20 protein-coding genes are annotated in these 19,170 nt (G+C 60.6%); 6 read left to right on the top strand and 14 right to left on the bottom strand.

What is annotated here, in order from left to right:
- The first annotated feature begins 26 nt into the window (after positions 1-26).
- The 6 genes from GGR20_RS08780 (at position 27) to GGR20_RS08755 (ending at position 6,054) form a co-directional block, all read left to right on the top strand.
- On the top strand, positions 27-1,109 hold the full coding sequence (locus GGR20_RS08780; RefSeq protein WP_183310890.1) for an ABC transporter ATP-binding protein: 1,083 nt from the start codon (positions 27-29) through the stop codon (positions 1,107-1,109).
- A 10-nt stretch (positions 1,110-1,119) separates the two neighbouring features.
- Positions 1,120-2,190: an ABC transporter ATP-binding protein gene (locus tag GGR20_RS08775; RefSeq protein ID WP_183310889.1), complete on the top strand. Its 1,071-nt coding sequence runs from the start codon at positions 1,120-1,122 to the stop codon at positions 2,188-2,190.
- 2 nt (positions 2,191-2,192) lie between these two features.
- Entirely contained in the window at positions 2,193-3,065 is an 873-nt protein-coding gene (locus GGR20_RS08770; RefSeq protein WP_183311215.1) for a carbohydrate ABC transporter permease, read from the top strand.
- 44 nt (positions 3,066-3,109) lie between these two features.
- Positions 3,110-3,952 carry a carbohydrate ABC transporter permease gene (locus tag GGR20_RS08765; protein ID WP_183311214.1) on the top strand — a complete coding sequence of 281 codons (843 nt, stop codon included), beginning with the start codon at positions 3,110-3,112 and terminating at the stop codon, positions 3,950-3,952.
- Positions 3,953-3,962: 10 nt separating this feature from the next.
- Positions 3,963-4,244 (top strand): DUF2160 domain-containing protein, encoded by a 282-nt coding sequence (locus tag GGR20_RS08760; protein WP_183310888.1) that lies wholly within the window; start codon positions 3,963-3,965, stop codon positions 4,242-4,244.
- Positions 4,245-4,320: 76 nt separating this feature from the next.
- A complete protein-coding gene (locus GGR20_RS08755) occupies positions 4,321-6,054 on the top strand; it encodes an ABC transporter substrate-binding protein (protein ID WP_183310887.1) in 1,734 nt (577 codons plus the stop codon).
- A 200-nt stretch (positions 6,055-6,254) separates the two neighbouring features.
- Here the strand turns inward: GGR20_RS08755 and GGR20_RS08750 are convergent, their stop codons facing one another.
- The 14 genes from GGR20_RS08750 to GGR20_RS08685 form a co-directional block, all read right to left on the bottom strand.
- The gene (locus GGR20_RS08750) at positions 6,255-7,478 is read right to left on the bottom strand and encodes an MFS transporter (protein WP_183310886.1); all 1,224 of its coding nucleotides are present in this window, start codon (positions 7,476-7,478) and stop codon (positions 6,255-6,257) included.
- A 165-nt stretch (positions 7,479-7,643) separates the two neighbouring features.
- A complete protein-coding gene (locus GGR20_RS08745) occupies positions 7,644-7,787 on the bottom strand; it encodes a hypothetical protein (protein WP_183310885.1) in 144 nt (47 codons plus the stop codon).
- Positions 7,788-7,826: 39 nt separating this feature from the next.
- On the bottom strand, positions 7,827-8,999 hold the full coding sequence (gene dgoD, locus GGR20_RS08740; RefSeq protein ID WP_183310884.1) for a galactonate dehydratase: 1,173 nt from the start codon (positions 8,997-8,999) through the stop codon (positions 7,827-7,829).
- A 587-nt stretch (positions 9,000-9,586) separates the two neighbouring features.
- The gene (locus GGR20_RS08735; protein ID WP_210283134.1) at positions 9,587-10,666 is read right to left on the bottom strand and encodes a polyheme membrane-associated cytochrome C; all 1,080 of its coding nucleotides are present in this window, start codon (positions 10,664-10,666) and stop codon (positions 9,587-9,589) included.
- 45 nt (positions 10,667-10,711) lie between these two features.
- Positions 10,712-11,539 (bottom strand): universal stress protein, encoded by an 828-nt coding sequence (locus GGR20_RS08730; RefSeq protein WP_183310883.1) that lies wholly within the window; start codon positions 11,537-11,539, stop codon positions 10,712-10,714.
- Positions 11,540-11,822: 283 nt separating this feature from the next.
- Entirely contained in the window at positions 11,823-12,218 is a 396-nt protein-coding gene (locus GGR20_RS08725) for a CBS domain-containing protein (protein ID WP_183310882.1), read from the bottom strand.
- Positions 12,215-12,322: a hypothetical protein gene (locus tag GGR20_RS18655; RefSeq protein ID WP_246349528.1), complete on the bottom strand. Its 108-nt coding sequence runs from the start codon at positions 12,320-12,322 to the stop codon at positions 12,215-12,217. The genes GGR20_RS08725 and GGR20_RS18655 overlap by 4 nt, the downstream gene beginning before the upstream one ends.
- Positions 12,323-12,397: 75 nt before the next feature.
- Positions 12,398-13,357 (bottom strand): FAD:protein FMN transferase, encoded by a 960-nt coding sequence (locus GGR20_RS08715; protein WP_246349512.1) that lies wholly within the window; start codon positions 13,355-13,357, stop codon positions 12,398-12,400.
- Between the two features lie 2 nt (positions 13,358-13,359).
- Positions 13,360-14,580: an NADH:ubiquinone reductase (Na(+)-transporting) subunit F gene (gene nqrF, locus GGR20_RS08710; RefSeq protein ID WP_183310879.1), complete on the bottom strand. Its 1,221-nt coding sequence runs from the start codon at positions 14,578-14,580 to the stop codon at positions 13,360-13,362.
- Positions 14,577-15,176, bottom strand: coding sequence for an NADH:ubiquinone reductase (Na(+)-transporting) subunit E (nqrE, locus tag GGR20_RS08705; RefSeq protein WP_183310878.1), 600 nt, complete (start codon positions 15,174-15,176; stop codon positions 14,577-14,579). Before nqrE ends, nqrF begins: the two co-directional genes overlap by 4 nt.
- Positions 15,173-15,829: an NADH:ubiquinone reductase (Na(+)-transporting) subunit D gene (locus GGR20_RS08700; RefSeq protein WP_183310877.1), complete on the bottom strand. Its 657-nt coding sequence runs from the start codon at positions 15,827-15,829 to the stop codon at positions 15,173-15,175. Before GGR20_RS08700 ends, nqrE begins: the two co-directional genes overlap by 4 nt.
- Positions 15,826-16,635, bottom strand: a complete 810-nt coding sequence (gene nqrC / locus GGR20_RS08695; RefSeq protein WP_183310876.1) for an NADH:ubiquinone reductase (Na(+)-transporting) subunit C — start codon at positions 16,633-16,635, stop codon at positions 15,826-15,828. Before nqrC ends, GGR20_RS08700 begins: the two co-directional genes overlap by 4 nt.
- Positions 16,628-17,410 carry an RnfABCDGE type electron transport complex subunit D gene (locus GGR20_RS08690; protein WP_183310875.1) on the bottom strand — a complete coding sequence of 261 codons (783 nt, stop codon included), beginning with the start codon at positions 17,408-17,410 and terminating at the stop codon, positions 16,628-16,630. Before GGR20_RS08690 ends, nqrC begins: the two co-directional genes overlap by 8 nt.
- Complete coding sequence (locus tag GGR20_RS08685) at positions 17,410-18,651, bottom strand: Na(+)-translocating NADH-quinone reductase subunit A (protein ID WP_183310874.1); 1,242 nt, start codon at positions 18,649-18,651, stop codon at positions 17,410-17,412. Before GGR20_RS08685 ends, GGR20_RS08690 begins: the two co-directional genes overlap by 1 nt.
- Between the last annotated feature and the right edge of the window lie 519 nt (positions 18,652-19,170).

Here is a 19,170-nt window from a genome sequence, read left to right as displayed (position 1 = left end):
TTTCGGCTGCCGACTAGGGGTAGGATATGCTGGAGCTGCGAAACGTCAGCAAGCGAGTTGGTGTCGAGAAGCATCTCGATGACATTTCGCTGTCTTTTGAGCGCGGAACACTCAACGTACTGCTCGGACCGACGCTATCGGGCAAGACCAGCCTGATGCGGATCATGGCGGGCCTTGATCGGCCGACGCGGGGAAGCATCCATTTCGACGGCGTCGATGTCACCGGCGTTTCACCGCAGAAGCGAAACGTCGCCATGGTGTTTCAGCAGTTCATCAACTACCCCACGATGAGCGTCTACGAAAATATTGCCTCGCCCATGCGCCTCGCCGGGGCGGACAAGAAAAGCGTTGATGACGCGGTTCTCAGAGCTGCCGAGCTGATGAAGCTGACGCCCTATCTGGATCGCACGCCGCTCCACCTTTCCGGTGGTCAGCAGCAGCGCACAGCGCTGGCTCGTGCCATTGTCAAGAATGCCGGCCTGGTGCTGCTGGACGAACCGCTCGCCAATCTGGACTACAAGCTGCGCGAGGAACTGCGTGCAGAACTGCCGCGCATCTTTGCCGAAAGCGGCGCTATATTCGTCTATGCCACGACCGAGCCTTCAGAAGCCTTGCTGCTGGGCGGCAATACAGCGACGCTCTCCGAGGGGCGGGTCACACAGTTTGGTCCGACCATCGACGTCTATCGGCGGCCAGGCGACCTGATCACCGCTCGCACCTTTTCCGACCCGCCGCTCAACACTCTCGCAATGCACAAGCGGGGGACCTCATTCGTGCTGGAGGGCAGGGTGGACATCCCAGCGTCCGGCGATCTGGCGGCCGTAGCCGACGGAGAGTACACCGTTGGCTTCCAGCCACATCATCTGACACTTGAGCCCAGCGTTCCGCATGCCGTTCGGATGCAAGCCGTGGTCACTTCGGTGGAGATAACCGGTTCGGAAAGTTTCGTGCACCTGCGATTTGCCGATGCCGATTGGATCATGCTGGCCCCGGGAGTTCAGAAGCTGGAAGCTGACGAGACAATCTCCGTGTACCTCGATCCCAGTCTCGTGCTGGTTTTTGATAGCGCCGGTCGGGCGATTGATCGGCCACAGGCCATGGCAGCGTAGGAGCACAGCAATGGCCAGAATTGATCTCGACCACATCCGCCATTCCTACCTCGCCAATCCCGAACGTGACGAGGATTATGCTCTCAAGGAAGTCCACCATACCTTCGCGGACGGCGGCGCATATGCCCTGCTGGGACCTTCAGGGTGCGGCAAGACCAGCCTTCTCAACATCATTTCCGGGCTCGTTCCCCCCACCCGGGGACGGGTCCTGTTCGATGGCACGGACGTAACCGACCTGCCGACCGAAAACCGCAACATCGCCCAGGTCTTCCAGTTTCCGGTCATCTACGACACCATGACGGTGTTCGACAATCTTGCGTTTCCATTGCGCAATCGCGGGGTGGACGAGGCCGATGTGAAGCGGCGTGTCAACGAGACCCTGGAGATCATCGATCTGGCCGATTGGGCAAGAAAGCGCGCCCAGGGGCTGACCGCTGATCAGAAACAGAAGATCTCGCTTGGCCGCGGCCTGGTCCGTCAGGACGTCAATGCGATCCTGTTTGACGAGCCGTTGACGGTCATCGATCCGCACATGAAGTGGGTGCTTCGCAGCCAGCTCAAGCAATTGCATAAGCGCTTTGGCTACACCATGGTCTATGTGACCCATGACCAGACCGAGGCGCTCACCTTCGCCGACAGTGTGGTGGTGATGTATGAAGGGCAGGTCGTGCAGATCGGGACGCCCGCCGAGCTGTTCGAGCGGCCCAGTCACACCTTTGTCGGATATTTCATCGGCTCGCCCGGCATGAACGTACTGCCAGTCAAGATGCAGGGCGCTCAGGCCCATCTCGGACCGCATGTGATCGAATTGCCCGGAGCACCCAAGGCCGGTTCCGGCACGCGGCTGGAACTGGGGGTGCGCCCCGAATATGTGCGCGTGGGCGAAGAAGGCATGCCCATCCAGCTTCAAGCGGTTGAAGATATCGGCCGTCATCGCATCGTGCGCGGCACGCTGGAGGGCAGCGACATCGCAGCCATCGTGCCCGAGCATCAGGAGCTGCCGTCCGAGCCGCGCGTCACGTTCGACCCCAAGGGCATCAATATCTACGCCGACTCCTGGCGTCAGGCGCTGGAGGCGTGATGATGGACAGAACCTGGAACAACAAGGCCTGGTTTCTCGTGCTCCCCGTACTGGTGCTGGTGGCCTTCTCGGCAATCATCCCGCTGATGACGGTCGTCAACTATTCGGTGCAGGATACCTTTGGGAACAACCAGTTCTTCTGGGCGGGCCTCGAGTGGTTTGACGACACCTTGCACTCGGAACGCTTCTGGGCGGCCCTCTGGCGCAACCTGCTGTTCTCCGGCATCATCCTGGCCATCGAGATACCCCTGGGCATCTTTATTGCCCTGAACATGCCCAAGCGCGGTTGGGGCGTGCCAGTCTGCCTGGTGCTCATGGCGCTTCCGCTGCTGATACCGTGGAACGTGGTCGGCACGATCTGGCAGGTCTTTGGCCGTGTCGATATCGGGCTGCTTGGCCGCACTCTGGCGAGCCTGGGCATTGACTACAACTACGTGCAGGACCCTTTCGATGCCTGGGCCACCATCGTGGTGATGGATGTCTGGCACTGGACCAGCCTGGTCGTGCTGCTCTGTTATGCCGGACTCGTTTCCATTCCCGACGCCTATTATCAGGCGGCCCGCATCGACGGTGCGTCACGCTGGAGCGTGTTCCGCTTCATCCAGTTGCCCAAGATGCAACGCGTGCTGCTGATCGCCGTATTGCTGCGCTTTATGGACAGCTTCATGATCTATACCGAGCCATTCGTAGTGACCGGCGGCGGACCCGGCAACGAAACCACTTTCCTCTCGATCGATCTGGTGAAGATGGCGATCGGCCAGTTCGACGTCGGACCAGCTGCGGCCATGTCGCTGATCTACTTCCTGATCGTGCTGCTGGTTAGCTACGTCTTCTATACCGTGATGACCAATGTCGGGAAGGGAGCCGAGCGATGAGCGAGCAAAACGTCGCCTCCGGACCCAAGGCAGCAGGCAGGTCGATGACCTCTGGCAAGGTCGCATCGCTCAATCGCACTCGCTCCTCGGTGCGGCTGGGCTGGCTAGTGCCGACCCTCTATATCCTCTTCCTGATGCTGCCGCTCTACTGGCTCATCAATATGAGCTTCAAGAACAACCAGGAAATTACCGGGGCCTTTTCGTTGTGGCCCAGGGATTTCACCTGGCGCAATTACGCGGTCATTTTCAGCGATCCAAGCTGGTATTCTGGCTACATCAACTCGATCATCTACGTGGTTCTGAATACGGTAATCTCGCTGGCCGTGGCTCTACCGGCAGCCTACGCTTTCTCACGGTACAGGTTCCTGGGGGACAAGCACCTGTTCTTCTGGCTGCTCACCAACCGCATGGCGCCGCCGGCGGTGTTCGCCCTGCCATTCTTCCAGCTCTATTCGGCCTTCGGCCTGATCGACACCCATATTGCGGTGGCGCTCGCGCACTGCCTCTTCAACGTGCCGCTCGCCGTCTGGATTCTGGAGGGGTTCATGAGCGGCGTACCGAAGGAAATCGACGAAACGGCCTATATTGACGGCTACTCGTTCCCGCGTTTCTTCGTGCGCATCTTCATGCCGCTGATCGCTTCGGGCATCGGTGTGGCGGCCTTCTTCTGCTTCATGTTCTCCTGGGTGGAACTGCTGCTGGCCCGCACCTTGACCACGACCGCCGCCAAGCCGATTTCCGCAATCATGACGCGTACCGTCTCGGCTTCGGGGCTGGACTGGGGTGTGCTGGCAGCCGCGGGGGTGCTCACCATCATTCCGGGCGCCCTGGTCATCTATTTCGTTCGCAACTACATCGCCAAGGGCTTTGCCCTGGGCCGCGTGTGAGGAGGACCGCATGGATTTCTCATGGATGGCCTGGACCTGGCCGACGGCGCTCTTCTTCACCATCATCGCCTTGCTGCTGATCGGAATGACCGTCTGGGAATGGCGCGCCCCCGGTGGCAATCCGCGAGTGGGCATCCTCCGGTTCGAGACGACCAGAGGAGACAGGCTATTTATCTCGCTGCTCGGCAGCGCGTTTATAAATCTTGCATGGCTGGGCCTGATAGGGCCGCAGCTATGGTGGAGTCTCACCCTATCGGTGGCCTACGCGATAGTCGTGTTCCGCTTTGTCTAGGGGAGGAAGTCAGGAGGACGGCCTGAAAGAGCTGTCGCTCCTGCATCGCATGACGTCGATCCAAGGGAGGATTGGAATGAAACGGCAGTTATTGTTGTCGACCGCAGCGCTTCTGGCGCTGTCAGTGTCGAGCCCGGCCTGGTCGCAAAGCATGGAGGCGGGGCTCAAGTTCCTCGATGAGGAAATTGGCGATCTCTCCACCTTGAGCCGGGCGGAGCAGGAAGCAGAGCTTGAATGGTTTATGCAAGCGGCCGAACCATATGTGGGCATGGACATCAAGGTGGTGTCGGAAACCATTACCACCCACGAATACGAGTCCAAGGTGCTGGCGCCCGCATTCACCGCGTTGACCGGGATCAAGGTCACGCATGACCTGATCGGCGAAGGGGACGTGGTCGAAAAGCTGCAGACGCAGATGCAGTCGGGTGAAAATATCTATGACGCCTATGTCAACGACTCCGACCTGATCGGCACCCACTGGCGCTATCAGCAGGCGCGCAGCCTCACCGACTGGATGGCGGACGAAGGGGCCGAGGTTACCAACCCCAAGCTCAACCTCGATGACTTCATCGGGCTTGAATTCACCACCGCTCCGGATGGCGAGCTTTACCAGCTCCCCGACCAGCAATTCGCCAATCTTTACTGGTTCCGTTACGACTGGTTTAGCGATCCCGAAGTCCAGGCCGACTTCAAGGAGGAGTATGGCTACGATCTGGGCGTGCCGGTGAACTGGAGTGCCTACGAGGATATCGCCGAATTCTTCACCGGCCGCGACATGGGCGATGGTCCTGTCTATGGCCACATGGATTACGGCAAGAAGGACCCCTCGCTTGGCTGGCGCTTCACCGACGCCTGGCTCTCCATGGCCGGCAACGGCGACAAAGGCATTCCCAACGGTCTGCCGGTTGATGAGTGGGGCATCAAGGTGGACGAGAACTCCCGTCCGGTCGGCTCGTGCGTTGCACGTGGCGGCGATACCAATGGCCCGGCCTCGGTCTATGCCATCGCCAAATACCTTGAATGGCTGAACAACTACGCGCCGCCTGAAGCACAGGGGATGACCTTCTCCGAATCCGGTCCGGTGCCGGCTCAGGGTGGCGTGGCGCAGCAGATCTTCTGGTACACCGCCTTTACCGCCGACATGGTCAAGGAGGGCCTGCCGGTTATGAACGAGGACGGTACGCCCAAATGGCGCATGGCGCCCTCGCCACACGGCGTCTACTGGAAAGACGGCATGAAGCTTGGCTATCAGGACGTGGGCTCTTGGACCATTCTGAAGTCCACCCCGGTGGATCGTGCCCAGGCGGCCTGGCTCTATTCCCAGTTCGTGACTTCGCTCACCGTGGACGTCAAGAAGTCCCACGTCGGGCTGACTTTCGTGCGTGAATCCACCATTCAGCACGATAGCTTCTCCGAACGCGCCGAAGAGCTTGGTGGCCTGATCGAGTTCTACCGTTCTCCTGCCCGCGTACAATGGTCGCCAACCGGCACCAATGTTCCGGACTATCCAAAGCTCGCACAGCTCTGGTGGCAGGCTATCGGTGACGCCTCCTCAGGCGCCAAGACCCCCCAGGAGGCCATGGACTCGCTGTGTGCCGAGCAGGAAAGCGTCATGGAACGCCTCGAACGCGCTGGCGTGCAGGGCGACATCGGTCCCAAGCTGGCCGAAGAACACGATCTCGCCTACTGGAACGAGGACGCCACTTCCAAGGGCAATCTCGCTCCGCAGCTCAAGCTCGACAACGAGGACGAAGAGCCGGTAACGGTCGATTATGATGAACTCGTGAAGAGCTGGGCTGAAGCGAACTAAGCTGAGCAGCACGTCTTGAAGCGTCGGGGCCTTGAGCCCCGGCGCTAAATGCTGGCGCTTCGTGTTGCATGGGACAGGACTGGCCCTGTTCCTGCTGTTCCAGTCGGACAGCAGCGCCCCCCTTTGAGACGCCTGGCGGGTGCATTGGCGTTGCCACAAGCAGACGCGAAAAGACCGGGTTAGGCCACGATCAGCGCAGCTCAATGCTGCTGGGGTCGTCGCGCCGTCAGCAGAAAGGCCATGGCTCCCGCTATTGCGAGTAGACCGAGGAACATGATCACTCCGGAAAACCCGGTCAGCCCAACCACGGGAGCCGACAGGGCCTGGATAGTAGCTGCACCAGCAAAGAAGGCCAGGTTAACGGCTGCGAGAGCCTTGCCCGCATCGGAGCTTCCTACCGACTGGCGACCGAGCACGAAAAGCAAGGGCTGTACCGATATCGCAACACCGAAAACGACCAGCAGCGAGAGGTCGTAAAGCGGAGCCAGGCCTCTTCCAAAAGGGAGGGTAAGCAGGGCCATGCCCGCGATCAGATGTCCTGACACGAGCAGCATGCCTGTGCGACCGGTTCGGCGGTCCACAAGGCTGACCAGCATGGGCATCGAAATCAACATCAGAGTGAGGATCAGCATGATATTGCCTGCCTCCACCCGGCTCATCTGCTTGACCTCCATCAGCCAGGGGCCCGCCCACATTCCACGCACACCGATGACGACCGCAAAGGACACAAAGGCCAGAATGACAACCCCTCGCAGTTCCCTTGAGGAGCCGATCCGCGCCACCTGGCGAAACTCGGAGCTCACAGAACCGGCAGGGTGCCTATCCTCCCGCTGCGACCGAACCCCGAGCCAAGCTGTCAAGGCAACAGTGGCCGCGAGTGCCGCTGAGACGATGAAGGCAGAACGCCAGCCCAGCGCTTCAATCACCAGCGCCATGGGGCTGGCCGAAAGCAGCATGCCGCTGTTGCCGACTGCCAATACCAGGGCAGACCATAGCGCGAAGTTGACGTTGCTCAGGTTCTTGGCCGCGTAGGTCAGCGGACATAGCAGCATGCCCGAGCATCCAAGTCCAAGAACCGCCTGGCTGAGCACAAAGCCAACCGAATTCTGCGCGACTGCCGCCAGCAGAGAACCAATCACAACGGTGCTGATCAGAGACATGAACACGCGCTTGATCCCGAAGCGGTCGAGCGCCACACCTACCGGGATCTGCCCCACTGCAAAGGCGAGGTGAAAAACGCCAGTCATTGCGGCGACGTCTCCGGGTGTAACTGAAAAACTCTCGGCCAGCACATCTGTGGTTATGGCTGGCAATGTTCTTACGAGATTGGAGATTGTGTGCCCCAAGGCGAGTAGCAGCAGGGCGCCAACGCCCGCGAACGCCACGTGCGGGACGGAAACTGCTTCGCCTGTGTTGCCTGTCATCTAGATCTTCCCTTGGCCCCTGTCGACGCGTTTAGGCCAGCGCTTTCTCGCTTACCACTCAGCCGATTGCATTTCGCTAGCCGGATTTTGTGCGCTGGAGTTCACGTGACAGCGCCATGCTAGCGCTGAGGATGCCGTTGTCGAGCGTCAACACACCAAGCAGGATTACCGTTGCGCGATGGGCAACGCAATCTGCTGCGGGTAGTGACCGGCAATGACGCGCCGGCCCGGCCCGTCCAGCACCCGTTCCCTGACCATGCGCGAGGAACCGCCGACCCGCGCCCTGGCGACCCCTTCAAAGCCAAGCATCGGCAATGCCCTACCCCCCGCGTTGGTCGCCCATGATGCTCACCAGTCCACTACCGTGCCATCGGGCAGGACGGCGCCGCGGGCATGCAGGATATCGGGCTTGAAGGGATGGGCATCGATGATGGCCTCATCCACCTCAATGCCCAGGCCTGGCAGCGTCGGCTTGTGCCAACGCCCGGGTTTACGCTCGATCGGCCACTTGACCACGTCACCGTACCAGGGGACAGCGCCCGACATCTCCTCCTGGATGATGACGTTGTGCGTGGAAATTCCGAAGTGAAGCGCCGCCACCCCGGCGATCGGGCCCAGCGGATTATGCGGCGCCAGCCCAATTCCCGCGGTCTCGGCCATGGCGGCAATCTTCTTGGATTCCCAAAGTCCGCCGGTATGACAAATGTCCGGCTGGGCGATATTGAATGCCCGGGCCCGGATTGACGGCTCAAAGTCGCTTCGGCCGACCAGCCTTTCCCCCGAGGCAATGGGGACGCTGGACCGTCTGGTGATCTCGGCAAGTCCGCCCACGTCTTCGGGAGGAACCGGCTCTTCGGCGAACATGATGCGGGCGTCCGCGACGGCGTCGATATAGGCCATCGCGGCGTTGACCGAAGCGGGACGGCCGTGAAAATCGACCATGATGTCAACTTCAGGCCCAACGGCATCACGCAGATCGCCGACCATGCGGCGGACGCGGTCTATGTCTGCGTTGGGCGACACATAATGAGTGTAGGGAATGCAGACGATCTTGAGGGCGTCGTAGCCGGCGCCGGTCACCTGCCGCGCCAGGTCAGTGATGGTGTCTGACGTGGTGGACTCGTAAACGGCGCGCATGTCGCCCAGACCAAGATGGGTGTAAGTGCGCAGGTGCTCGCGGACACTGCCGCCCAATAGCTGCCAAACCGGTACACCAAGTGACTTGCCCAGAATATCCCAGAGCGCCAGCTCGATGCCGCTGATTGCCGACATGCCGATGACGCCCATGCGCCAGAAACCATGTTTGGTCATGATCTGGTAGCAGTGCTCGATGTTGCGCGGGTCCTGGCCGATCAGCATCGGTTCAATATCGGCGATCGCGCCCATTACAGCTTGCGTTTTGAATTCCAGGGTCGCCTCGCCCCAGCCGATCAGCCCGGCTTCGTCGGTCTCTATTCGGACAAATACCCAGTTCCGCATTTCTGCATTGCAGACGCGCGCCGATATCGACGTGATCTTCATGGGTCCTCCCACGGTTTTCCATCGAAGCCACATTAAAGTTTGAGCATCCCATGTCTACATGAGCCATTTTATGCCCCCTGGATTTATGGACGCCTCTTCCCACGGGCAAGGCAACTTCAGCAACGAGATCAGGACGGGCTCTACGCGTGGCGCAAGAAGTGCGCGTCACGGCAAGGGCGATGCAGTCCGAGGATATCCGGCAGTTGAAGCAGGAACTGGCGCGAGGTCACCGTGGCATGCGACATCCTAAAAGGCGCGGCTCGATCCTAGGCGCTGCGTGTCCTGTCCACCATTTCGGGGATGCTGGCGGAGAGAAAGGAATTCGAACCCGTTTTCCGCCTAAGTCATTTCCCTGTCTTAACAAATTATGGACTGCACTCGCCAGTGTGACGGTGCGATGTGACAGTCCCGTTCTTATATTTGCAGTCACCAAGCTCAGGTCAAGGTCACAATTCGTTCGAATTGACAGTCTCCCTAATCTGAAACTGCTCGGCAGAATTGGGGCCGGTTGCGGTCTGGCAGCTATTTGCTTTTGGGAGCCTTAGCTGCCTTGAGATTCTGACTTGGCTGTCCCGGCTCGCATTCGTTCAAGGCCGCATCAGACCAGTGGTGTCGACCGGGGCTACGCTTGCCAGGTCTTCGATACTGTCGATCAGAAGCTGGACCGCGTAATGAGGATTATGAGCGAATGCGCCCTTGTCCTTGTTGACGAACTGATAGTTGTACGCGGCGCGCAACAAACGAGGAGTCCAACTGGCGTATCGGTTTGGGAATGCGGCTTCGCCTGCATCCACACTGCCGTTCTCGTTGGTGTCTACGAAGAAGTATGGATAGCTGGCATTTGAGTAAACAACGGCCATGCCAGCTTTCTCGCGGGCATAGAGCATGATGGCCTCTTTCAGACGGACTTTAAGCTCATCGACAACCGTTCCGATGCCATTGCCCGTTTCGCCTCGCCCCAGGATGTCGAGCGGGGTGGTACGGATGTCTGCGAACTCAGAGATACCAGCGTGACATGACGTGCAGTTCTCCAGTTTGACCACGGTCTCGTGCGGATCGTGACAAGCGACGCAGTTGTTCAGGCCCGGGACGTGTTCAAACGGGCCAGCATAGCTCTTTCCAGGATATTGATAGCCGCCTCGAACCGCACTCCCCTGCTGCGTGGTCGCGGCGGCTGCATAGTGAATATTGATGAAACGGATCTGATCAGAGACATCGTCTGCACCAATACCTTCCACTGCATCGTCTACATCTGCCATCGAAGTGCGGCCTTGGTGGCAAACCGAACAGATGGCAGAGCCGTCCGCCACGGAAATGGCCTGGCCATCGGGGAAGACCACAGTGCTGAGATCCTCGGCTCCAGCGTTATGGCAGGCCTCGCATTCGATCGTGGTACCAATAGGGACCGGGTGGTCAATTACACCAGTTGCCTGCTGGGGCGTAGAGAGGAATTCCACCACGCCGGTCGTCGAGTGACATACTGCGCAGTCGCCTGGTATTTCGCCCTCATCATCCCAGTGCCGAAAGGCCTCAGCGTCAGCGTCCGCATGTCCCGATTTCATCCAGGCCTCAACTATGGCCATGTTCATTTCGGAGGTTTGAGCTGCCGCTCCACAGGTGAAAGCGACACAAAGCACTATGGGTACGAACCCGAGAAAGTACGACATCCTAGCGTGCATCTTAACCTCCGGACCGGTCACAATGGACCGCTTCTACCGTGACATGAACAGCGGCATCATCGTTTCTCCGAGCACGTCTGCGGTAGCACCGCCGAGGACGAATTCGCGCAACCTGCTGTGGCCGTATGCCCCCATGACGAGTAGACCCGCGTCCGCAGCCTGAGCAGCATGCTGCAAGTCTAGTCCAATCTTACCTTGGCCCGCAGGAAGCCTGGCGAGCTTCGCCTCCACGCGGTGCCGCCGAAGGTACCCGATCAGTTCTCCGGCGCTGTCGGGAGAGATATGCTTCTCCTCGTCAGCAACGAGGACAACGACCGAACTCGCCTGCGATATCAGAGGCATCGCGTCAAATACGGCGCGATGAGCTGGCGCTCCCCCATCCCAGGCGATTGCAACGCAATCCAGCCGCTGAGGATACTCGGAGGCTGGTCCCAGCAGAACCGGCCTGGTGGATCCAAACAAGATGCTCTCTGCGATTTCTCTCCAAGCAACGCTTCCCGCACGAAGAGGCAGGACTGTAAGGTCATAATTCCCGGCCGTTTGGGCCACACGGTCACCTGGGTCGGTAAACGACGCGCGGATATTGATGGTGGTGTAGGATGCTTCGCCAAGAACCGATCCTGCTTCACGCAGGAGTTGCGCAATCTTGTCGCGACTCCGTTGCTCGACCTGTTGGGCCATCTCGGGGATCGAGGCCATGCGTGCGCCCCAGTGGTTTGCAAGGGCCGGAACGTCAGATTCCACGCCACAGAGCGTCACCGTCCTGCTGAAGGAGGCTTGTAGTTTCGCGATTTGGAGCAACCCCTGGACAGGGGTTTCTTCGGGATCGCTGAAAAGGGGCAATAGCACGTCTGTGAGCAAGGAATTTCTCCTTTTGCAGCACGCAGAATAAGACTTGCATCTTTGGCACCTTTATTCAACCGATTTGCCGCTTCCTCTCCATAACCGTCACGTTTACTGACAAAGACAGTACCTCTTACTTATTGGGGATCATGCATCGCGCTCATCTGTCGCTTAAGGTTCGAAACGTGGCCCAGATTTTATCTCAAACCAGATCGCCAGGAGCCATCGGCACTCCTCAAGGGAAGGACGGCCCACCCACTTTGGTGCTGGCCTGCGCCGCCTCGGCAGGTAATGCCCGCTCCTACGATAGCTCGACAAAGGCCCGCAACAGGTCAGAGCGGCTCAGAAGTCCCACCAGGTGGCCGTCTTCGACCACGGGAAAGCGCCGATAGGGTGAAGCTAGAAAGCGTTCCGCTGCCGAGACGATGTCGATCCGGGCATCCAGGGTCTCGGGCGATCGGGTCATATATTGGTCCACGGTTCCGCCCCATTCCTTGTAGTAGGCTGCGTTCAGGGCCGCCTTGAAGCAGTCCTTCTTGGTGAGGATACCGACAAGTTCGTCGGTCTCCTCAACCACTGGTGCACCTGATACGCCACGATCGAGCAAAAGCGTGACAGCCTGAAGGATATCCATGCCGGGCGAAACGGTGATGAGATCGGTGACCATGAAGTCGGCTATGGTGCGACGCTCAGTCATTGGGCATCTCCCCCGCTATTCCGGTGTGGACAGGCCTCGCAGTCGAGCTTGGCGATGCAGGAAAGCCCCCCGCACGACCCCTTGATCGGCGCCCGGCCCGCCATGACCCCGAGTGCCATGGCAGAGACGGCGAGCCCAAAAACCACTAACGAGGCCAGAAACACAGACATCGGCGCCTCCTAGATTTCAACCACCGCGGAGAAGTCACCTGTAAAGACCGAATGCAGCCTGTCACCTTTGTACATGAGGAACAACGCAGCGAGCCCCAGTTGCTCGGCCAGCGCCACGCCCTTCTCGACGCCGGCGGCGGCAAGCGCGGTTGCCCATCCGTCAGCCATGGCCGGATCGTGCCCGAGAACGGATACCGATGCCAAACTCGCATCCGCCGCTCGCCCGGTGGCGGGACTGACGATGTGGCCGTAGGTTTTCCCGCTAAGCGCATAGCCTTGCCGGCTGTTGCCGGAGGTGGCGATGGCATGGCCATCTAGCCGGAGAATGTGGGCAAAATCGCCGGTGCCGGGCAATTCAACGCCTACCTGCCAGGCGCGTCCCTCGGGATGGCGGCCATGGGCGATAACTTCGCCGCCAAGATCTAGCAGATAGTCGTTTACACCCGCATGCGCCAGCGATGCCGCCATGCGGCCGAGAGCCTCGCCCTTGGCGATGCCGCAAAGGTCCAATGTCAGTCCGCCACGATGTTTTCGGGCCGCACCCGGTTGGACCGCAAGCTCCTCGAAGGAGCCTTCAACGCCCTTGATGGGTCCGAAACCCTGTCGGGCCACGGCCGGCCCCACCGTGGGGTCGAAGACGCCGCCACAAACTTGCGCCAGCGCCAAGCTCTTCTCCGCCAGAAGACTGAACGTGTCGGGCACCCGCTGCCAGTCCGTGCCGGCATGGAGATTGAATTGTGACAGAATGCTGTCCGCCCGGTAGGGAGAAAAGAGCTGGTCGACCTCGGCGATGATGTGGGAGAAGCTTATGCTGATCGCGTCTTGATCGATCCCCTGAGGCGCGCTCAGCCGCCAATATGAGCCGAATGCCCTGCCGCCAAGAGTGACAAGCTGACGCGCCAGCGCCGGCACGGCGCCGGTCACAAGGGTTGCGGCGGAGAGGGCCATGAAATTGCGTCGTGTCAGCATGATCATATCCCGAAATCGTCGTTGAAGATGGCGTGCGGCTCTACCCCGCAGCTGTCGAGCATCCCCAGCACCGCCTGGATCATCAGCGGGGGACCACAGAGGTAGAATTCGCAGGCCTCGGGCGCCGGGTGGTCCTTCAGATAGTCACACAGCACGACCTCGTGGATGAAGCCTGTCGCACCGCGCCAATTGTCCTCAGGCTGCGGCTCGGAAAGCGCCAGCGTCCATCGGAAATTGTCATGTGTCTGCGCCAGCGCATCGAACTCGTCCTTGTAGAACACATCGATGCCGCTGCGCGCGCCATACCAGAAGGTGATCTTCCGTCTCGTGCCTGCAGCGAGCTGTTCATGGATCATTGCCCGCAATGGAGCCATGCCGACGCCGCCACCGATGAACACCATCTCGCGGTCCGTATCCTGCACGTGGAAGTCGCCGAACGGACCGGACACGGCCACGCTGTCTCCCGGCTGCAGGCCGAAGAGGTACGACGAGACAATGCCGGGCGGCACCCCTTCATCCGCACCGGCCGGCGGCACCGCAAGGCGGATATTGAGAACGATCTGCCCCTTGTCCTCCGGACGGCTCGCAACAGAATAGGCCCGGTGCACCGGTTCCCGGCTGACCGATTTCAGTCGCCGCCATCCTAGCGTCTTCCAGTGAGGTGCGTAGCCGGGCTCGACCTTGAGTGATGCGAAATCGAGCGCATAGGGCGGCGCCTCGATCTGGACATAGGACCCCGCCCGAAACGCGAACGCCTCCGCCTCGGGCACGTCGAGAACCAGCTCCCGAATCAGTGGCGCCAGCATCCGGGCAGAGCGTACCCGCGACGTCCAGCTCTCGGCGGCGAGAATGTCGTCCGCTACGCCCAAGGACATTGGGCCGCGTACCATCACCTGGCAAGCAAGCCTCTGGCCTTGCTTGAGATCGCTCCGTGTCAGTCGCGCAAGTTCGGTAGGCAGGGGCGCGCCGGCGCCTTCGATGACCCTGACGCGGCACAGCCCACAGGTTCCCGCCCCGGCACAGGCCGACGGCACCGGGATGCCGGCGCCGTTGAGAATGCTAAGGAGCTTCTGCCCGGTGTGACCGGTGATTTCTGTGCCGCCATTGATGGTGATTGGCACAGGCCCAGATGGCGAAATAATCGACCGCACGCCGATCACCATTCCTGACAGGGCCAGGATCAGAACAATGATCAGAACCGTGCCGAGGGCTATCTCGATCACAGTTGCACACCTGAAAAGGCGGTGAAGCCCATCGACATCAGCCCGGTGACGATAAACGCCATGCCCAGCCCCCGCAGACCGGCAGGAATGTCGGCATAGTTCAGCCGCTCGCGAATCGCAGCCAGCCCCATGATGGCAAGCGCCCAGCCGATACCCCCGCCGAGGCCGAAAACGACGCTCTCGGCAAAATTATAGTCGCGCTGGGCCATGAACAGGCTGCCCCCGAGAATGGCGCAGTTCACGGTGATTAGCGGCAAGAAGATACCAAGCGCGCGATAGAGCGCCGGCACGAAGCGATCTAGAACCATCTCCAGGATCTGCACCACTGCCGCGATCACCCCGATAAAGGCGATGAGGCTGAGAAAGGTGAGATCGACCCCGCCAAGTCCGAGCCAGTCCCAGGCATTGGGCGCGAGCAGGCGCCAGAGGATCAGGTAGTTGAGCGGTACGGTGATTGTCTGCACCACGATGACCGCAATGCCGAGTCCCACGGCGGTATCGAGCCGCTTGGATACTGCCAGGAAGGTACAGACCCCCAGGAAGAAACTCAGGATCAGATTGTCGGCAAAGATCGAGCGAACGAAGAGATCGATCACGGCGCTCTCCTGTTCGGCTCGATGGAAATCTCATAATCGGCGAGTTCGATCTGGGCAGGACGGACCGACCGGATGGCCCAGATCAGCAGTCCGAGCAGGAAGAAGGCGCTGGGCGCCAGCAGCATCAGATTGAGCGGGGTGAACCAGCCGCCATCATGGATGGTTGGAAACACCGTTTGTCCGAACAGTGTCCCGGCACCGAACAGTTCACGCACAAAACCGATGAGCAGCAGCACCAGCCCATAGCCGAGCCCATTGCCAAGCGCATCAAGAGCGGAAAGTCCCACCGGATTGCGCATGGCGAAGGCCTCGGCCCGCCCAAGCACAAGACAATTGGTGACGATCAGGCCCACGAATATCGAAAGGCGCTGGCTGATGTCGAATGCGAAGGCCTGGATCACCTGGTCGGCGACGATCACCAGCGAAGCGATGATGGTGATCTGCAGGATGAGGCGGATGGAGGTGGGGATATGGTGCCTGATCGCGCTGATGATCATGCTGGAGGCAACAAGCACCACGATCAGTGCCAGCGACATCACCAATGCCGTCGTCATCGATGTCGTCACCGCCAGCGCCGAACAGATGCCAAGAATTTGCAGGGTGACTGGGTTGTTGTCGACCAGAGGGCCGTAGAGGTGTCGCAGCGGCTTCATTGCTGACCTCTCTCCCGCCGCAGATTGGCCAGCACATCATCGAACCCGTATTCGCCGAGCCAGAAATGGATGGCGGCGGTGATGGCGTTGCCAGTGCGGGTCGCCCCGGTGATGCCATCCACCTCGAATGCGCTCGTTGCCCGGCCCCTGACAACTGAAAGCCGGATCTGGCCATCCTCCCCAGCGAGCTCCTTGCCCGGCCACAAAGCCTGCCAGGCGGGCTCCTCGATGCGCGCGCCCAGGCCTGGGGTCTCACCGTGTTCGATGATCGACAGCCCCGCCACCGTGTTTAGATCGGCCTCGAGCGCCACATGTGCACGGATGGTCGACTGATAGCCGACTGCAGAGATTGGCAGGATCACCAGGCGCAGTTCGCCGTTCGCGCGCAATACGTGGATGGGGGCCAGATCCGCTCTGCGCCCGAGGCCGGCAATATCGACCTCACTGGGCAAAACCGATGATGTATCGGGGTCTTCCGCTGCAACTGCGATATCGAACGTGGCAGGATCGATGTCGGTCGCCTCGCCAGTCTCCAGATCGACAATGACGGTTTCGAGGCTGTCAGCTCCGTATTGAGCGATGATGTCGGCCAGCCCCGGCATATTCTCCAGCATGGCTGAAAGCCGGGCCTCCCGCTCAGCCGCGAGGTTGGCGTTCTGTATGGGCGCGAGCAGCACGACGGCACTGGAAACGAGCAGCGCGCAGACGCCAGACACAAGAAAAGCCATGGCAATGGTCTTGGCCCGGCTTTCATTGGGCAAGGCCAATAGACGCGCCCACCAGTAAAGGGGATTGAGATCAGGCATCGACGCGTCTCCACTTCCGTGTTGCCACCGCAACGGCGACCGCATCGATCAGCGGTGCAAAGAGCGAGGCGAGCAGCGCTGCGAACACCACGGCCTGCGGCGCAGCTATGCCCGCATCCGCCCAGCCGAATATCGCGACCAGCGCTCCCGCTAACAGGCCGTAAATCCAGCGTCCGATCCGAGTGGAGGCCGAAGCGACCGGGTCGCAGATCAAAAAAACGAGCCCCAGTACCAGACTGCCCTCGAAGAGTGGCGCAGCTGGGTCCGCCCCGAGCGATAGCGTCGCCAGAACCAGCCCCATCGGCAATGCCACAACGAGTTGCCATGAAAGCACCCCAGTAACCAGCAGCAGCACCGCACCACACCCCACCGCTGCGGCAACCCATGGCCCGGTTCCAATATGCGTCACTTCAGGAAAGGCGAAATAAAGGAACGCCAGGGTGACCACCGCCGCATTGACGATATTGCGCCCCCAGCCGCCGAATATCTGTTCGCCGATTACCGTGCCGAAGCTCGCTGCCAGAACGATCTGCCACATCTCGGTGGCGCCCGGAGCCAAGATGGCAATGGCGGCCGCCGTGACGGTGGCGATGGGCGACACCGGCTGGGCACGCGTGAACAGGAAGACCACCTGCCAGAAGCCGATTACTGCAAGCGCGACGCCGAAGCGCTGCACCGTTTGGGGTCCGAGTTCAATAACCGCTGTCACCGCAGCAGGCAGCATTGCGGCGACGATAATCCAGGCCACCGTATCCCTGTGCCACATACCGCGCATCACATCGCCTCAAGGGTATCCAGCACCGCGCGCAGCCGCTCCCCGAAGTCGGTTTCCCCTCCCGTTGCATAGGTCGCCAGCGCCAGGTCGTCTTCCCCCAATTGCAGGCAACCGAGTTGCTGAGCCCGGTCGGCATCGCCAATGCTCAGCGCGCGCAACATCGCAACTGCTGGCATATTGGGGGCCAAAGCCCTGTCGACGGCGGCCGACGGTATGAACGCTGCGGGTATTGAGGCGCGACGGAGCGCCGCGACGAGCCAGTTACGATGATGCGGCTCACTACGCGCGACCACGCTCGCTTGCAGGTGATACCGCGAGAGGTATTGCGTCTCTCGACCGTCGAGCATGGAGCCGGACAGGATGCGTTTGGGGCCCGGCGTCAGTTCCGGACGGGAAAGGGCATGCAGGTCGGCGCCCACCGGCACCCGCAGCAAGTGTGGCCGCCCCATGCCAGGGCCGGCCAGGCTGATACTGCGCATAAAGTCCGCCGTTCCGCACCTAAGCAAATGTCCGAGCGAGGCGACATCCTGGTAATTTATATGCCAGACAGGTGCGACTGGTGTGGCGGGGTGCAGCGCCGCGATGTGGGTGCCGGGCAGGCCTGCGGGGTGGAAGCCGGTGAACCGCACCACTGAGAGGCGCTCCTGGGTCTCCACCAGGCCAGGTCCATCATTCTGGCAAACATAGACCCGGCCTTGCGTCAAAAGGCAGAGCGCAGCCGCGCCACGGGCGAAGTCGTCTTCCTTACCGCTCAGCGCCAAGACCGGATCTGGTGCATGAGGACGCGTATCGATCGCGGTGACGAACACAGCGGCTGGTTCGGCATCGGGTGCCGGTATCCGATCAAAAGGCCTGGTGCGCAAGGCCGGCCACAGCCCTGCTTTCTGCATTAGCGTCCGCAGGCCTGCCTGGGCACCCGCTGCCGCAAGGTCATGGCGGACCGCATTCTCGCCCTCGGATTTGACGGTCAGAAGGGAGAGCCGTCGTTGAGGACCGAGTTCGATTTTTTCTATGTGCCCCGATATGGGCGCTGTGATGACGATCTCGGGTCGCTTCCGATCCCGAAACAGTGGCGTCCCGCAGGCGACAGGTTGCCCTTCTGCCACCAAGAGTTCGGGGCGCATGCCGACATAATCGGCGCCCGAAATACCTATTCTCGTATGGCGTGTTGGGACGAACTCTCCTTCCGGCGACGCCCCTGCAACTGGCAGAGGAAGTCCGTAGCGAATGTCTATCCTCATCCTGGCCCCTTCCTACTGGACCGGAGGCAAGGGAGGAGTTTGACGGGAGCTTTGTTCCAGATCAACAGTCGTGGGGTTGTAGCCAGATATTTTGACGGACAAATCAGGCGAAATGGGAGGGCGACGCTCAACGCGAGCTTCAGTAGCGGCACTGGCACGGCGGCAAGCGGGATTGGCGCCGCCCGGCAGTCACAAGACACTTAGGAAATTATCGGGCTGTGGCGGGTATCGTGTCTTGCAGGTGCTTCGTCTGCTTCTTTCACCCACTGTCAGTGCGAAAGCTGAGGCCTACCGAAAGTCCTAGGTGCCTAATATAGCACCGCTGTCGTCGCCCAACAACTAACCGAGCAGACGGGCAGCTTTCGGGAAGTCACTATTGCCGCCTGAACGGCCGGGATGGGGCGCATTGCTGATCGGCCGCTACCGACCCCCGCTACGGCCGCAACAACCTATTCAACACTTTTCCTAAGCGGACGTCGCTGTCCGGCTTACGGTCCTGTGCTCCCGTCCCGGGCGCGC

The sequence above is a fragment of the Devosia subaequoris genome (genome assembly GCF_014197055.1).
Taxonomy (GTDB): domain Bacteria; phylum Pseudomonadota; class Alphaproteobacteria; order Rhizobiales; family Devosiaceae; genus Devosia; species Devosia subaequoris.
The sequence above is the reverse complement of the archived record's forward strand: the minus strand, read 5'-3'. Positions and strand labels throughout refer to the sequence as shown.

Bases quoted from the DNA above. Each gene is read 5' to 3' on its own strand.
- GGR20_RS18655 (WP_246349528.1), bottom strand. From the start codon at position 12,322: ATGGCGGGCCGGGCGCCGATCAAGGGGTCGTGCGGGGGGCTTTCCTGC.
- GGR20_RS08690 (WP_183310875.1), bottom strand. From the start codon at position 17,410: ATGCGCGGTATGTGGCACAGGGATACGGTGGCCTGGATTATCGTCGCC.
- GGR20_RS08765 (WP_183311214.1), top strand. From the start codon at position 3,110: ATGACCTCTGGCAAGGTCGCATCGCTCAATCGCACTCGCTCCTCGGTG.
- GGR20_RS08760 (WP_183310888.1), top strand. From the start codon at position 3,963: ATGGATTTCTCATGGATGGCCTGGACCTGGCCGACGGCGCTCTTCTTC.
- GGR20_RS08725 (WP_183310882.1), bottom strand. From the start codon at position 12,218: ATGACTGAGCGTCGCACCATAGCCGACTTCATGGTCACCGATCTCATC.
- GGR20_RS08755 (WP_183310887.1), top strand. From the start codon at position 4,321: ATGAAACGGCAGTTATTGTTGTCGACCGCAGCGCTTCTGGCGCTGTCA.
- GGR20_RS08780 (WP_183310890.1), top strand. From the start codon at position 27: ATGCTGGAGCTGCGAAACGTCAGCAAGCGAGTTGGTGTCGAGAAGCAT.
- GGR20_RS08735 (WP_210283134.1), bottom strand. From the start codon at position 10,666: ATGTCGTACTTTCTCGGGTTCGTACCCATAGTGCTTTGTGTCGCTTTC.
- GGR20_RS08750 (WP_183310886.1), bottom strand. From the start codon at position 7,478: ATGACAGGCAACACAGGCGAAGCAGTTTCCGTCCCGCACGTGGCGTTC.
- GGR20_RS08685 (WP_183310874.1), bottom strand. From the start codon at position 18,651: ATGAGGATAGACATTCGCTACGGACTTCCTCTGCCAGTTGCAGGGGCG.
- GGR20_RS08775 (WP_183310889.1), top strand. From the start codon at position 1,120: ATGGCCAGAATTGATCTCGACCACATCCGCCATTCCTACCTCGCCAAT.
- GGR20_RS08700 (WP_183310877.1), bottom strand. From the start codon at position 15,829: ATGAAGCCGCTGCGACACCTCTACGGCCCTCTGGTCGACAACAACCCA.
- GGR20_RS08770 (WP_183311215.1), top strand. From the start codon at position 2,193: ATGGACAGAACCTGGAACAACAAGGCCTGGTTTCTCGTGCTCCCCGTA.
- nqrC (WP_183310876.1), bottom strand. From the start codon at position 16,635: ATGCCTGATCTCAATCCCCTTTACTGGTGGGCGCGTCTATTGGCCTTG.
- GGR20_RS08745 (WP_183310885.1), bottom strand. From the start codon at position 7,787: ATGCTTGGCTTTGAAGGGGTCGCCAGGGCGCGGGTCGGCGGTTCCTCG.
- GGR20_RS08715 (WP_246349512.1), bottom strand. From the start codon at position 13,357: ATGCTGACACGACGCAATTTCATGGCCCTCTCCGCCGCAACCCTTGTG.
- dgoD (WP_183310884.1), bottom strand. From the start codon at position 8,999: ATGAAGATCACGTCGATATCGGCGCGCGTCTGCAATGCAGAAATGCGG.